Here is a 12,598-nt window from a genome sequence, read left to right on the forward strand (position 1 = left end):
TCACTCTCCCTTCGCTTCCGGCGCGTCCGTCACGTCCGGGCTGGTTTCGGAGGTCGCGGATTCCGGGGGCACCGTGGCTGACGGTGCGGGCGCGGGGGCATCCGCAGTTCGCGCCGCGGCTTCCGGCTCCGTCCCCTCGGCTCTGGATGCCGATAGCGTGGGGCGGTCCGGCGCCTCGGGTGCTTCCATTCCACGTTCCCGGGCGATGCGCAGTCCGATGAGTGTGGGGCCACCAGGTTCGGTATCGAGCGCACCAGGCCGCGGATCGGGGAAACCAGCGAGGATGCGTGCTGTCTCGCGGAACGTGCAGAGCGGAGCGCCCCGGGTGGGTGTGACGGTCTTGCCTGACCGCAGGTCGTCGACTATCTGCTTTGCCGACTGTGGGGTCTGGTCGTCGAAGAACTCCCAGTTGATCATCATCACTGGGGCGTAGTCGCAGGCCGCGTTGCACTCGATGTGTTCCAGCGTGACTTTGCCATCGGCTGTTGTTTCTCCGTGGCCGATGCCCAGATGCTTTTTGAGTTCAGCGAAGATCATGTCTCCGCCCATCACAGCGCAGAGAGTGTTGGTGCAGACACCGACGTGATAGTCCCCGGTGGGCGTTCGCCGGTACATCGAGTAAAACGTCGCGACCGCGGCGACTTCGGCGCCGGAGAGTCCCAGGTGCCTCGCACAGAAGTCGATTCCCGCGGGCGTGATGCAGCCGTCTTCGGACTGCACGAGATGTAGCAGCGGCAGCAGCGCTGACCGGGACTCGGGGTAGCGCGCGATGATCTGCTCAGCGGCCTCACCCAGCCGTTCGCTCACGTCCGCTGGGTAGCTGCCGCGGGCGCCCTCCCGGACGATGAGACCTTTTTCCTCGGGCTTCTGCCCGAGCTGAAGGAAAACTGGCTCCTGTGTGGTCATCGGTCTACTCCACCCATTACGGGGTCGATGCTGGCGACCGCGGCGATCACGTCGGCGACCATGCCGCCCTCGCACATCGCTGCAACGGCCTGAAGGTTCGTGAACGACGGATCCCGATAGTGCACCCGGTAGGGGCGCGTGCCACCGTCACTTACCATGTGCACGCCAAGTTCACCGCGCGGCGATTCCACCGCCGTGTACACCTGCCCAGCGGGCACCCGGAAACCCTCGGTGACGAGTTTGAAATGGTGGATCAGCGCTTCCATCGACGTATCCATGATCTTGCGAATGTGCTCGAGGGAATTCCCCAGACCGTCGGGGCCGAGCTTCAGCTGTGCAGGCCAGGCGATCTTTTTGTCTTCGACCATGACGGGGCCGGGGCGGAGCCGGTCGAGGCACTGCTCGACGATCTTCAGCGACTCCCTCATCTCTTTCACTCGGATGAGGTAGCGACCATAGCAATCACATCCGGTGTCCGTGATGACATCGAATTCGTAGTTCTCGTACCCGCAGTAGGGCTGTGACTTGCGCAGATCGTGCGGCAGCCCGGTGGAACGCAGGATGGGACCGGTGATTCCGAGGGCCATGCAGCCTGTGAGGTCGAGGTAGCCGACGTCCTTCGTCCGCGCTTTCCAGATCGGGTTCTCGCTGAGGATCAGCTCCATCTCGCGGAGCCTTTTCGGCATCAGCTCAAGTAGGTCACGAACCTTCCCGAGGCCCTCCTCCGAGATGTCCTGAGCAAGCCCGCCTGGTCGGATGTAAGCATGATTCATGCGCAGCCCAGTTACCGCCTCGAAGACGTCGAGTACCTGTTCACGTTCACGGAAACCGAACAGCATCGGGGTGCTTGCGCCCAGTTCGAGGGCGCCAGTCGCGAGGGCGACAAGATGCGAAGAAATCCGGTTCAGCTCCATCAGCAAGACACGGATCACGCTCGCGCGCTCGGGGATCTGCTCAGTGATGTCGAGCAGTCGCTCAACACCGAGGCAGTAGGCCGTTTCGTTGAAGAAAGGGGACAGGTAGTCCATGCGCGTCACGAAGGTGACGCCTTGCGTCCAGTAACGGTATTCGAGGTTCTTTTCGATGCCCGTATGGAGGTAACCGATGCCGCAGCGGGCTTCTGTGACGGTTTCCCCTTCGATCTCGAGGATCAGCCGCAGCACTCCGTGCGTCGAGGGGTGCTGTGGCCCCATGTTCACGACGATCCGTTCGTCGTCAGCCCCTTTGGCCGCCTCGCTGATGCTCTCCCAGTCCTGACCGGACACGGTGAAGACGGACTCGCCGCGCGTGTTCTCGCTCATCAGTTGTAGGCCCTCCGCTCGTCCGGTGGCGGAATGACCGCGCCCTTGTATTCGACCGGGACACCGCCGAGCGGATAATCCTTGCGCTGAGGATGCCCTTCCCAGTCGTCGGGCATTTCGATGCGGGTTAGCGAGGGGTGACCGTCGAATATGATCCCGAAGAAGTCGTAGGTTTCCCGTTCATGCCAGTCATTCGCCGGGTACACGCTGTACAGCGACGGAATGTGCGGGTCAGCATCCGGTGCAGCCACCTCCAGACGGATGCGCCGGTTGTGGGTGATCGACATCAGCGGGTACACCGCGTGCAGTTCGCGCCCGTCATCTTCTGGGTAATGAACGCCGCTGACCCCGAGGCACATTTCGAAACGCAGCAGCGTCGCGTCGCGGAGTAGCTTCGCGACTAGCACCAGATGGTCACGGACCACGTGGAACGTCATTTCGCCGCGGAACACGACCACCTTCTCGACTGCTTCGTCGAAAGCCACACCTTCAGCGTTGAGTGCTGCGGCGAGTGCATCCGCCACGTCGTCGAAGTAGCCGCCATATGGGCGAGGTGAGCTGCCGGGCAGCTTCACTGGTCGTACGAGCCGCCCGTATCCGGAGGTATCACCGCTGCCCCGCACTCCGAACATGCCCCTGCGGACGTCGATCACTTCGGATTGTGCACTGCGATCGGGGACGCTTCCCTCGGGGCCCGCTGTCGCCTCTTCCTTGCGATTCTTGTCGTGAGAGTCCGTCAACGAAGCAGTCCCTTCAATTCGATCGTCGGACGTGAGGCGAGCGCAGCTTGCTCGGCCGCGCGCACGGCTTCGTCGCGATTGACACCGAGGGGCATTTCCTGGATTTTGTCGTGCAGCTTGAGGATCGCGTGCAGCAGCATCTCCGGCCGAGGCGGACATCCGGGCAGGTAAATGTCAACGGGGACGACATGGTCGACGCCTTGCACGATCGCGTAGTTGTTGAACATGCCCCCAGACGATGCACATACACCCATCGAGAGCACCCACTTCGGCTCTACCATCTGGTCGTAGACCTGACGCAGGACCGGCGCCATCTTCTGGCTGACCCGGCCGGCCACAATCATGAGATCGGCTTGGCGCGGTGATGCCCGGAAGGCCTCCATACCGAACCGCGCGAGATCGTAGCGTCCGCCACTGGTCGCCATCATCTCGATAGCGCAGCACGCGAGCCCGAACGTCGCAGGCCACAGGGACCCTTTACGCATGTAGCCCGCTAATTGCTCTACGGTGCTGAGCAGAAACCCGCTTGGCACCTTCTCTTCAAGACCCATTGTTTTTCACTCCCGGCACGCTTTAATCCCAGCTGAGACCGCCGCGGCGCCACTCGTAGGCGTAGGCGACGGAGACGTTGAAAATGAACAGGGCCATCGCCGCGAGGCCAAACAGGCCGAGCGAGTCGAAGTGGATGGCCCACGGATAGAGAAATACGATTTCGATGCCGAAAATGATGAACAGCATGGCTGTCAGGTAGTACTTGATGGGAAAACGCCCTGCCATCGGCTGCGCTGCGGGCTCAATGCCGCACTCGTATGCCTCGAGCTTCGCGCGGTTGTATCGCTTCGGTCCCACAGCGGACGCGATGACGACGGAAACTACCGCGAAGATTACGGCGATCGCTCCGAGTACAAAAATCGGCACAAAAACGTTCATCGCCGGAACTTCCCCTCCTCGCGCTACTGTTCCGAGCCGCCTGTGGGCGGGCTCGTCCTGCAACCGCATGGTGACGGGGCGATCGCTTTGAGGTGGGCTGGCGATCACTCCATCCCTTGAAGCCGAACATCTTTCGGCCGCACTCTTGTGAGCTAGGTCTCAGCCTACCGGGAGGGTGACGTAGTTGGCTTGATCTTTAACAAGTCCAGTGTCGCGGGAGAATGCCGGGGATGTTTGACTTCCGGCGCGACGGGCTACGTTACGGGAGTAGCTTCTTTACTGAGTGTTCCCTTTTGGCGGCGGGAGGGCATTCGTGCGCCGTGAGGTCTACCTCCCACCCCGCGCTCAAATCCATCGGCGCAGGTCAACAGAACCTGCGGAAATTGCCGTGTTTAGACGACCTGAGCAGATGGATTTTGAAACGCGATGAGCCGCCGTGCCGCCTCAATTGCCGCAATGCGCCGGTCAGTCCGGACGGAATGAGCGAGTTCTGCGGGCGCGTTCCGCTCCGCGACAAGTACCGACGCCGCAAGCGTGCGCGGGATATCGGTAAGCATGATCAGCAGGTCTGTGGCCTTCCACGAGGCATCGATGAGACCGGCGTGCTGGCCGCGCCGAATCTCTGCGAGTTTGACTTCGCGGGCGGCGCGGAATGGGCCTTCCCGGAAGAGTATTTCCGGTGACTCGAGTTCGATCCATGTTTGCAGCTGCAGGTTGTGCGGGTGAGACAGGAAGCTGTCGTAAAGACGCCCGACGTACCCGGGGAGATCATCGGCAGTCAGGGCGGCTTCGCCGACCGTTTCCTCTACCCACCGCGCAGTGACCGCGGTGTACAGGTCTTCTTTGTTTTCGAAGTAGGTGTAGAGGCGATCTTTGCTCGCCCGGGCTGTCTTCGCGATCCGGTTGATGCGCGCACCCGCGAACCCGAACTCGGCGAACTCTTCAGTTGCTGCCACGAGTATGCGCTCTCGCGTCGCTTCTCCTGCTGCTCGCATTCCCGTCAGTGTACCTTGCCGAACCATCTGGTTCGGCGTACCGTCGAACACCAATCCGAACCAAATAGTTCGGGAAAGGAGTGGATGATGAATCTGACCGATGCACGCGCTCGTTTTCACGACCTGCAGCAGCACGACGGTCCCGTCGACCCGGCAGAGCTTGACCAGATCTGGGAGGCACTCGAACCAGTTCGGGCTGAGGAGATCTTCGGCGAATGGGAGGGAGCTGAATTCACGACCGGGCATCCACTATGCGGCACCCTCGAGAAGATTCGCTGGCACGGAAAAACCTTCAATTCCCTACTTGATGCCCAGCCTCTCATCTGCCGTGACGATAGTGGGGCGCTCTACTCCAATACCGCGACAATGGGCGGGGAAGCCAGCCTGTGGAATATAGAGTTCCGCGGCGAGATCACTGCCACGATGGTGTACGACATGAGGCCCGTTTTCGACCATTTCAAGAAGGTCGATGCCAGCACGCTGATGGGAATCATGAACGGTAAGGGCGTCACCCCCGGAGGGCAGCATTTCTATTTCGTTCTGACTCGCGCCTCATGAAGACGCTCGCCGCGGTTTCACCTGCCCCGGACGCTCCGTTCGTGATCCAGCCGGTGGAGTTAGCCGCACCGCGTGCCGACGAAATACTGGTCCGCGTCGAGGCTTCGGGGGTGTGTCATACCGATCTGACGTTCAAGTCGAGGGTGCCCACGCCCGCTGTCTTCGGGCACGAGGGTGCGGGCGTCGTCGAATCCGTGGGGGTTGCCGTTGAGGGTATCCATCCCGGTGACCGCGTGCTGCTCAGTTATCGGTGGTGCGGGGAATGCCGGCACTGCAAAAGCGAGTTGCCAAGCTACTGCACGCACATGCAAGCACTGAACTCCGCGGGCGGCCGCAGGGACGGCACACCGACCCTCACGCAGGATGGGAAACCGCTGTTCGGCGCGTTTTTTGGGCAGTCAAGTTTTGCGCAGCATGTGCTCACATCGTCGAGCAATGTGGTCGTGGTTGATGACGATGTTGCGGACCTCGCGACAGCGGCTCCGCTGGGCTGTGGATTCCAGACAGGCGCCGGGGCCGTCCTCAATGTGCTCGCACCCGGCGCAGATTCATCGCTCGTGATCTTTGGGGCAGGAGCGGTCGGGCTGGCTGCAATCATGGCGGCGAGAGCTCGCGGTGTCCGCACAGTGGTGGCGATCGACCCCGTCGAATCGCGCCGTCATCAGGCCATCAAACTGGGCGCGACAGTTGCGCTGGAACCCGGCACCGCTATGGTCGGCGCAATCAGGGAGGTCACCGACGGCGGCGCGTCGCATGCGCTGGACACGACTGGGATTCCAGCTGTCGTCGCGGAGGCCCTCACGGCTCTGGACTCGTGCGGCACACTGGTCGTCGTCGGGCTCGGGAAGCCGATGGCGGAAATCAACATCACCGATCTCATGCTCAACGGGAAAACGCTCCGCGGATGCACGGAGGGAGATGGTGTTCCCCAGGACTTCATTCCCACACTGCTCGATGCGCACGCGGAGGGACGATTCCCGATGGAACAGCTTGTCACAAAGTATTCCTTTCATGCCATCAACGAAGCAGTGGCCGACATGCGGGCCGGAAGTACGATCAAACCGGTCCTGGTCTGGGAGGAAAAGAACTGATCTCCGTGAAATGTTTCGCGTGTCCGGTTACGGGATTTCACGGCGCTCGATAGCCTTGAAAGCAGGCAAAGCTGACGAGAACAAGAGGTGGCTCACATGCGGATCTCGGATTTGCTGCGAAACAAAGGCTCAAACGTCTCGACCGCGAACCCCAAAATGACGGTCGCCGAACTTATCGCCGCCCTTGCGGAAAACAACGTCGGCGCCCTGGTTGTCGTGGAGGAAGGACGCGTCATCGGGATTGTTTCCGAACGTGATGTTGTCCGGAAACTCCATCGGAGCGGTGCGGCGGTGCTTAAAGCGCCGGTCTCCGCGATTATGACAACGGACGTCGTCAGCTGCGTGCCGACCGATCACGTTGATAGTCTCGCCGAAATCATGACCGAGCGCCGCGTCCGCCACATGCCGGTAGTTGTAGACGGCCACTTGACCGGAATCGTCAGTATCGGTGACGTCGTAAAGAGCCGGATCAGTGAGCTCGAAAGCGACCGTGAGCAGCTCGAAACCTACATCGCAGGTGGGCGGTAGCGGTCACGAAGCAAATCCGTGACAGCTTTGCTCAGCCTGATCGGATCGAGAGGGTGCGGCACTGCCGCCTCAGCGCGTGACCACTTCGCCAGCCAGGCGTCATCGGCTCGCCCCGTCAGTATGAGAATGGGCGGGCAAGGGTCAATCTCGTCCTTGAGTTGTTTCGCGATTCCCATACCGCCCACAGGAACTGCCTCGCCGTCCAGAATCGCGAGGTCAACGCCGCCAGCGTCTAGATGTTTGATCACGACGGGGGCCGTCGCGACGTCGATGTACTCCAATTGGGGCAAGTCCGGGTGTGGACGCTTACCCAGCGCCAGCCTGACCTGTTCACGGGTGCTGGCATCGTCGCTGTATACGAGCACGCGCAGTGCGAGCGTCGAGCCTGATGGGCTGGAAGCAGCGGTGGCATGGGTCACAATGCCGATGCTACAGCGAGATTCGCTCGCCACGGCAGTAGACGTTGCTCGTCTCGTCCCACAGAAATCCGGATTGAGAATTACCCAAGCCAGTCGAGCACCGCCGCGGCTGTCCATGATTGCTGCATGCTTCCCAGCGGATTACCAGTGAACGGTTCGTAATACTCCGCGAAGCTTCCATCGCTCGCCTGCCGCAGCCCTTCGGACCTCAGCAGGTGGGCGCGTTCCGCCCAGCCGCGGCGTGCGAACACCCAGGAGAACAGCCACGTCATCACGGGCCAGATGGGTCCGCGCCAGTATTCGAATGGCCGGAAGTCTTTGGAGACCGGAGAAGTCGACGGGGGAACCGCGTACCGGAGATCCGGGTGACCGCAGAACTTCGGCCCTTCGAACGTGCGAAGCAGTGCGCGTTCGGCTTCACGATCAAGCCCTCCAGATATCAGCGGAGCGAAGATCGCGATCGTGTCCGTCGCGATCCAGTTGCCGCCGCGCAGGTCATAGTCACGCGCGGCGCCGGATCGCTGATCGGTCGTGGAGATGACACCCTTGCGGAATCGCTCAGCCCAATAGTGCAGTTCCCGCACATCGGAACGTGGCTTGGAATGATCTTCACCGATGATGGCGAGGATCTCACACGCCATCGAGAACACGGCGCTGACGAAGACGTCTTCCACCGCGAAACTCATTGTCGCCGATAGTTCCGTGTCCTCGTACCGTGCCGTCTTCATCTCTTCCAGGAGCCACAGGTATCGGTCATATTCGCGGTTCGTTGGCCGTTGCGCCGCATCCGTGACGTGCGCGAGATCTTCACGCGTGTACGCGGGAACAGCGCCTGCGATGACGTTCGCGTATGCGGTGTCCCATCGCGGCGAGTTGTCCATGCCCGATTCCCAGCCGTGGAAGAGAGTGATCCGGCCGTTCTCCGATGTGTCGCGCGCGTGAGCAAGCCAGCGGTGCCAGCGCACCAGGTCAGGCCAGCGGCGATCGAGGAACTCTTCGGCGATCGCCCGTGTAGTGCGGCCGTGGCGCCGGGAATGGTCGAGGATGCGCTGAACCGCGATGGCGTGAACTGGTGGCTGGGTGATCCCGGAGGTCTGCATACCTAGGGGTGCATTCGCCGCGAGATCCCGGCATCCCCAACGTGCGGGACCAGGGAAGTAACCGTCAACGCCGTTGGCGAAGACGATGTGCGGAATCATGCCGTTGCGCCACTGCGCCGAAAGAAGCGTATCGAGTTCGACGACGGCTCTTTCCACGCTGAGTGGGGCTAGACCGATTGCGACAAATGCGGCATCCCAGCTCCACATATGTGGATAAAGCCGTGGCGCGGCGCTGGTCATGGTCCCCAGATCATTGCCGCGCAGCAGGTACGCAGCACGGGCTGCGAGCTGTGTGGGAGTAAATCCTCGGTCCGGCATTAACCCAGTTTGTGGCCTAGACGGTGTTTCCGCGAATTCAACGGGTCCATGAAAGGAGTTCTTGTAGCGGCCATGTGTTGATCACGCGGCTGGGATCAACGCCTCGTTCGGCCGCGCGTTCGCATCCATAACCTTGCCAGTCAAGCTGTCCGGGGGCGTGGGCGTCAGTGTCGATACTGAAAAGGCAGCCGATGTCGAGGGCGAGATCTATCAGGCGACTGGGCGGGTCCCTGCGCTCCGGACGCGCGTTGATTTCGACCGCAGTCCCGAATTCCCGGCACGCGCTGAACACACGTTCGGCGTCGAATTTCGATTCGGGGCGTTTTCCGCGCCCGCCTTCGACAAGACGGCCAGTGCAATGGCCCAGAACATCGACATGGGGATTCTGGACGGCGCGGACCATGCGCCGCGTCATCGCGTTCTTCTCCGCCCGCAGGTTCGAGTGCACGCTTGCGACGACGATGTCGAGTTCGGCAAGCAGTTCCTCATGCTGATCAAGGGAACCATCGTCGAGTATGTCCACCTCGATTCCGGTGAGAATCCGGAACGGCGCGAGTTCAGCATTGAGCTCCGCGACCACGTTCAGTTGTGTGCGCAGCCGTTCCGCGGACAGGCCGTTCGCTATCGTGAGGCGCGGTGAATGGTCGGTGAGTGCGCAGTAATCGTGGCCAAGCGCCTTCGCTCTCGCCATCATCTCGGCGATCGGGCTACCGCCATCGGACCAGTTCGAATGCGTGTGTAAATCACCCTTGAGCGCGGTCCTGAGTTCCTGCCCGCCGAGACCAATCGGCTCCGCGGCCTCTTGCAGGGTACGCAGGTATTCCGGTACCCCGTGGAATGATTCGCGGATGACGGCAGCGGTTTTAGGGCCGATCCCCGGCAGCGACGTCCACGTATCTGTTTGCTGCTTCTTCGCTCGCTGATCCACCGATAGGCCCGCGACGACGTCGGCTGTCCGGCGGAACGCCCGGACCCGGTGGGTTTCGGCCCGCGAGCGTTCCAGCCAGAACGCGACCTCACGCAGCGATTCGACAGGATCCATACCCTCAATCGTTACAGATCCAGGACGAGCCGTTCTGTCTTTGCTCTGGACACGCAGATCAGCATCGAATCCGCGCGTTCCTCCTCGGTGAGGCGGCCGTCCAGGTGTTCCGGCGTACCACTCACCACGCGGACTTTGCAGGAGCCGCAGAAGCCTTGCTGGCAGGAGTAGCCAACATTCGGTTCGTGCTGCTTGATCACCGCGAGAGCTGATTGATCAGCAGGAACTGGCAGTACCTTGCCAGTGCGCGCCAGCTGGATCTCAAACGGCCGCCCGTTGCGTACCGGGGGGGCGCTGAAACGCTCCGAATGGACCGACACCGCGCGATCGTCGGCGGTTGCAGAACGGATGATCTCGATCAGCGGGGGCGGGCCGCACACATATACGGCACCATCTGTGGGCGCTTCAGCCAAGACATCACCCGCAGTGGGGACGCCCTGCTCGTCATCGAGCCGGATAGTCACCCTTTGTTGATCCCACGTACTGATTTCGGCGAGAAACGGAATTGACTGGCGATTGCGCCCGCAGTACACAAAATGCCAGTCGATTCCGAGGCGCTGTGCGGCGCGAACCATGGGAAGGATTGGTGTGATCCCGATTCCGCCCGCGACGAAAAGCATGCGTTCACGCGGTACAAACGGGAACCCGTTGCGTGGGCCGCGGATCTCGACAGACGTGCCGACAGCGAGCGAGTGCATTTCGAGTGAACCGCCGCCGCCGTCAGGAATCTTCCGCACCGCGATGCGGTAGTGCCCGGTATCTGAAGGGTCGCCGCACAGTGAATACTGACGCCGTCTGCCGGACGGCAGGTGGATGTCGAGGTGGCATCCGGGCTGCCAATCAGGCAGTGGGGAACCATCAGGTGCTGCGAACGTCAGCTGCACAACGTCCTCGTCGTGAGCGACAACTTTGCGGTCCACCAGTTCAAGCAGCAAGGTGTGTTCGCGTGCGTGCGCCTTACGTCCTTCCGGGTACTGGGAGGAGGTGACGAGGCGCATCCACAAGGTTTCAGCGACGGCGCCGAAGATGTCGAGAACGCGGTCTGTGTGGGTTCGCTCCAGCGCGAGCGGGGGCGTGCCAGGGGGCCGGTGGAGGACGCTCATTTAGCTGGCCGCCCTCGCTGCTGGTGACGATGCCAGGTACGCGACCGCTTGCGCTGTGTCGCCGACACCTCCGGGTGTGTAGCGCGGCGAGAAATACTGGGCCATGCGTTTAACCAGGTGTGGCAGCGAGGGAAGGACCCCCCGATTCGCTGCCCTGAAGAAGTTGCGCCAGAAAATCTTGCGCTCAGATTCGGGCATGTTTCCGAGTTGGGGGTCGACACTCATGAGGTACCGGACGCCGCGCCAGAAGAGGAAAATCAGCACGGGGCTAGCGATGAGTTGTGTGCGTGCCCGCCGGATGTAGCTGTGGTCGAAGTACTTGAGCGTCTCGTGGGCCACCATGCGATGCTCGACTTCCTCAGCACCATGCCAGCGCAGCAAGTCCAGAATGGTGGGATGCACGCCCGCCTTGTCGAGGCCCTCCGCATTGAGAACCCAGTCCCCGAGGAAGGTGAAAACGTGTTCGAGAGCCGCGATCACGGCGAGCTTCTCAACGAGGTAATTCTGCTTCCGCAAGCCAGTCAGCGGCCTTGGGCCAAGGAAACTCTCGAATATCCAGGTCGCCTGGTCGATAAACGGAGCGGTGTCGATCCCCTTATTGCGAAGCAGATCCCGGATGCCGGAGTGTGCGTGAGCGTGCATCGCCTCCTGGCCCATGAACCCGATCACGTCTTCACGCAATTTTTCATCTTCGATGAGCGGAAGGGCCTCCTTGAACGTCTCGACGAACCACTCTTCGCCCGCAGGCAATAGCAGGTTCAGCACGTTGAGGACGTGCGTGGAGAAGGGGTCTCCTGGGACGTAATGCAGCGGTAGTCCGGAAAAGTCGAAGGTGACTTTGCGTGCGTGCAGTGCAACGTTGTCACTGACGGGCACATCGCTGTCGAGCAACTTCATCGTTGGCTCTTGTGTGGCCATGGCGGACGCGTACTCCTCGTTGAGTCGGGTCTATGATGGACGTAATATTACAACGTACATTGTCACAATGCACGTGGAGTAGATCCGCGCTGGCTGACCTTGCCTAGACATGCCGAACGGCGCTGCCCCGACAGCAGCGCCGTTCGTCTGGAACCCTTGCGGGGAGGTATCTACTTCTTCTTGAAGGTGTCCTTGATGTTCTCGCCGATCTTCTTCACACCTGCGGAAGCCTGATCGCCCTTGCCTTCGGCTTCGAGGTCCCTGTTACGCGTCACCTCGCCGATCTTCTCCTTCGCCTTGCCCACAGTGTCTTCGGTGGAGTTCTTAGCCTTATCGATGAATCCCATGATCATTCCTTCTACGTGATCCGAACTGCTTCTCGTTTTAGTTGTTAAAGCTCAATCCACTGGCGTCGCCCGAGCCGACGTGCAGCGCGCGCCTGACGCAGCCATCTGCGCCATCGCTGCCCTCTGCCTGCGGGATATCCAGATATGGTGTCGTTAAACCTCAGGGTGTCAGCAAGGTAGATCCGGTCGATTTCGGCGAGCGCCCTGATGTAGATCTCCGGGTCTCCGCCGAAGTCGGGGTGGTGTTCGCGTGCTACTGCCCGACGGGCGGCTTTGTAGCGTGCCCGCTGGTCAGCCATGTG

16 protein-coding genes are annotated in these 12,598 nt (G+C 61.4%); 3 read left to right on the forward strand and 13 right to left on the reverse strand.

From position 1 onward, the window contains the following. The 6 genes from nuoE to FHU29_RS13405 all read right to left on the reverse strand — a co-directional run bounded on the left by nuoE (window position 1) and on the right by FHU29_RS13405 (window position 4,872). Window positions 1-906: an NADH-quinone oxidoreductase subunit NuoE gene (gene nuoE, locus FHU29_RS13380; protein ID WP_064438635.1), complete on the reverse strand. Its 906-nt coding sequence runs from the start codon at window positions 904-906 to the stop codon at window positions 1-3. After that, complete coding sequence (nuoD, locus tag FHU29_RS13385) at window positions 903-2,207, reverse strand: NADH dehydrogenase (quinone) subunit D (protein ID WP_064438634.1); 1,305 nt, start codon at window positions 2,205-2,207, stop codon at window positions 903-905. Before nuoD ends, nuoE begins: the two co-directional genes overlap by 4 nt. Beyond that, window positions 2,207-2,947, reverse strand: a complete 741-nt coding sequence (locus tag FHU29_RS13390; protein WP_064438633.1) for an NADH-quinone oxidoreductase subunit C — start codon at window positions 2,945-2,947, stop codon at window positions 2,207-2,209. The genes nuoD and FHU29_RS13390 overlap by 1 nt, the downstream gene beginning before the upstream one ends. Then, complete coding sequence (locus FHU29_RS13395) at window positions 2,944-3,498, reverse strand: NuoB/complex I 20 kDa subunit family protein (RefSeq protein WP_013809208.1); 555 nt, start codon at window positions 3,496-3,498, stop codon at window positions 2,944-2,946. The genes FHU29_RS13390 and FHU29_RS13395 overlap by 4 nt, the downstream gene beginning before the upstream one ends. A 22-nt stretch (window positions 3,499-3,520) precedes the next feature. Beyond that, entirely contained in the window at window positions 3,521-3,877 is a 357-nt protein-coding gene (locus tag FHU29_RS13400) for an NADH-quinone oxidoreductase subunit A (RefSeq protein ID WP_064438632.1), read from the reverse strand. Between the two features lie 392 nt (window positions 3,878-4,269). Beyond that, on the reverse strand, window positions 4,270-4,872 hold the full coding sequence (locus FHU29_RS13405) for a TetR/AcrR family transcriptional regulator (protein WP_064438631.1): 603 nt from the start codon (window positions 4,870-4,872) through the stop codon (window positions 4,270-4,272). 87 nt (window positions 4,873-4,959) lie between these two features. Here FHU29_RS13405 and FHU29_RS13410 point away from each other — a divergent pair, with 87 nt between their 5' ends. The 3 genes from FHU29_RS13410 (at window position 4,960) to FHU29_RS13420 (ending at window position 7,049) form a co-directional block, all read left to right on the forward strand. Beyond that, on the forward strand, window positions 4,960-5,430 hold the full coding sequence (locus FHU29_RS13410) for a DUF4334 domain-containing protein (protein WP_064438630.1): 471 nt from the start codon (window positions 4,960-4,962) through the stop codon (window positions 5,428-5,430). Beyond that, window positions 5,427-6,521 carry an NAD(P)-dependent alcohol dehydrogenase gene (locus FHU29_RS13415; RefSeq protein ID WP_064438629.1) on the forward strand — a complete coding sequence of 365 codons (1,095 nt, stop codon included), beginning with the start codon at window positions 5,427-5,429 and terminating at the stop codon, window positions 6,519-6,521. The genes FHU29_RS13410 and FHU29_RS13415 overlap by 4 nt, the downstream gene beginning before the upstream one ends. Window positions 6,522-6,617: 96 nt before the next feature. Continuing rightward, complete coding sequence (locus FHU29_RS13420; protein ID WP_064438628.1) at window positions 6,618-7,049, forward strand: CBS domain-containing protein; 432 nt, start codon at window positions 6,618-6,620, stop codon at window positions 7,047-7,049. Here the strand turns inward: FHU29_RS13420 and FHU29_RS13425 are convergent. From FHU29_RS13425 to FHU29_RS13455, 7 genes are all read right to left on the reverse strand, one after another. Further along, on the reverse strand, window positions 7,028-7,471 hold the full coding sequence (locus FHU29_RS13425) for an Rv3143 family two-component system response regulator (RefSeq protein WP_423785877.1): 444 nt from the start codon (window positions 7,469-7,471) through the stop codon (window positions 7,028-7,030). The genes FHU29_RS13420 and FHU29_RS13425 overlap by 22 nt on opposite strands. A gap of 77 nt (window positions 7,472-7,548) precedes the next feature. Further along, window positions 7,549-8,886, reverse strand: a complete 1,338-nt coding sequence (gene ggh / locus FHU29_RS13430) for a glucosylglycerate hydrolase (RefSeq protein ID WP_064438627.1) — start codon at window positions 8,884-8,886, stop codon at window positions 7,549-7,551. A 37-nt stretch (window positions 8,887-8,923) separates the two neighbouring features. Beyond that, on the reverse strand, window positions 8,924-9,928 hold the full coding sequence (locus FHU29_RS13435; RefSeq protein WP_064438626.1) for a PHP domain-containing protein: 1,005 nt from the start codon (window positions 9,926-9,928) through the stop codon (window positions 8,924-8,926). Between the two features lie 11 nt (window positions 9,929-9,939). Beyond that, complete coding sequence (locus FHU29_RS13440) at window positions 9,940-11,031, reverse strand: PDR/VanB family oxidoreductase (protein WP_064438625.1); 1,092 nt, start codon at window positions 11,029-11,031, stop codon at window positions 9,940-9,942. Further along, complete coding sequence (locus FHU29_RS13445; RefSeq protein WP_232322846.1) at window positions 11,032-11,949, reverse strand: metal-dependent hydrolase; 918 nt, start codon at window positions 11,947-11,949, stop codon at window positions 11,032-11,034. A 170-nt stretch (window positions 11,950-12,119) separates the two neighbouring features. Beyond that, a complete protein-coding gene (locus FHU29_RS13450) occupies window positions 12,120-12,296 on the reverse strand; it encodes a CsbD family protein (RefSeq protein ID WP_064438624.1) in 177 nt (58 codons plus the stop codon). Window positions 12,297-12,340: 44 nt separating this feature from the next. Then, complete coding sequence (locus FHU29_RS13455; protein ID WP_064438623.1) at window positions 12,341-12,595, reverse strand: hypothetical protein; 255 nt, start codon at window positions 12,593-12,595, stop codon at window positions 12,341-12,343. Window positions 12,596-12,598: the final 3 nt, after the last annotated feature.

The sequence above is a fragment of the Hoyosella altamirensis genome (genome assembly GCF_014191505.1).
In the GTDB taxonomy this organism is placed as follows: Bacteria; Actinomycetota; Actinomycetes; order Mycobacteriales; family Mycobacteriaceae; genus Hoyosella; species Hoyosella altamirensis.

Excerpts from the sequence above, each read along its gene's own strand:
- nuoE (WP_064438635.1), bottom strand. The coding sequence starts at position 906 with ATGACCACACAGGAGCCAGTTTTCCTTCAGCTCGGGCAGAAGCCCGAG.
- nuoD (WP_064438634.1), bottom strand. The coding sequence starts at position 2,207 with ATGAGCGAGAACACGCGCGGCGAGTCCGTCTTCACCGTGTCCGGTCAG.
- FHU29_RS13395 (WP_013809208.1), bottom strand. The coding sequence starts at position 3,498 with ATGGGTCTTGAAGAGAAGGTGCCAAGCGGGTTTCTGCTCAGCACCGTA.
- FHU29_RS13400 (WP_064438632.1), bottom strand. The coding sequence starts at position 3,877 with ATGAACGTTTTTGTGCCGATTTTTGTACTCGGAGCGATCGCCGTAATC.
- FHU29_RS13405 (WP_064438631.1), bottom strand. The coding sequence starts at position 4,872 with ATGCGAGCAGCAGGAGAAGCGACGCGAGAGCGCATACTCGTGGCAGCA.
- FHU29_RS13410 (WP_064438630.1), top strand. The coding sequence starts at position 4,960 with ATGAATCTGACCGATGCACGCGCTCGTTTTCACGACCTGCAGCAGCAC.
- FHU29_RS13415 (WP_064438629.1), top strand. The coding sequence starts at position 5,427 with ATGAAGACGCTCGCCGCGGTTTCACCTGCCCCGGACGCTCCGTTCGTG.
- FHU29_RS13420 (WP_064438628.1), top strand. The coding sequence starts at position 6,618 with ATGCGGATCTCGGATTTGCTGCGAAACAAAGGCTCAAACGTCTCGACC.
- ggh (WP_064438627.1), bottom strand. The coding sequence starts at position 8,886 with ATGCCGGACCGAGGATTTACTCCCACACAGCTCGCAGCCCGTGCTGCG.
- FHU29_RS13435 (WP_064438626.1), bottom strand. The coding sequence starts at position 9,928 with ATGGATCCTGTCGAATCGCTGCGTGAGGTCGCGTTCTGGCTGGAACGC.
- FHU29_RS13440 (WP_064438625.1), bottom strand. The coding sequence starts at position 11,031 with ATGAGCGTCCTCCACCGGCCCCCTGGCACGCCCCCGCTCGCGCTGGAG.
- FHU29_RS13445 (WP_232322846.1), bottom strand. The coding sequence starts at position 11,949 with ATGGCCACACAAGAGCCAACGATGAAGTTGCTCGACAGCGATGTGCCC.
- FHU29_RS13450 (WP_064438624.1), bottom strand. The coding sequence starts at position 12,296 with ATGGGATTCATCGATAAGGCTAAGAACTCCACCGAAGACACTGTGGGC.
- FHU29_RS13455 (WP_064438623.1), bottom strand. The coding sequence starts at position 12,595 with ATGGCTGACCAGCGGGCACGCTACAAAGCCGCCCGTCGGGCAGTAGCA.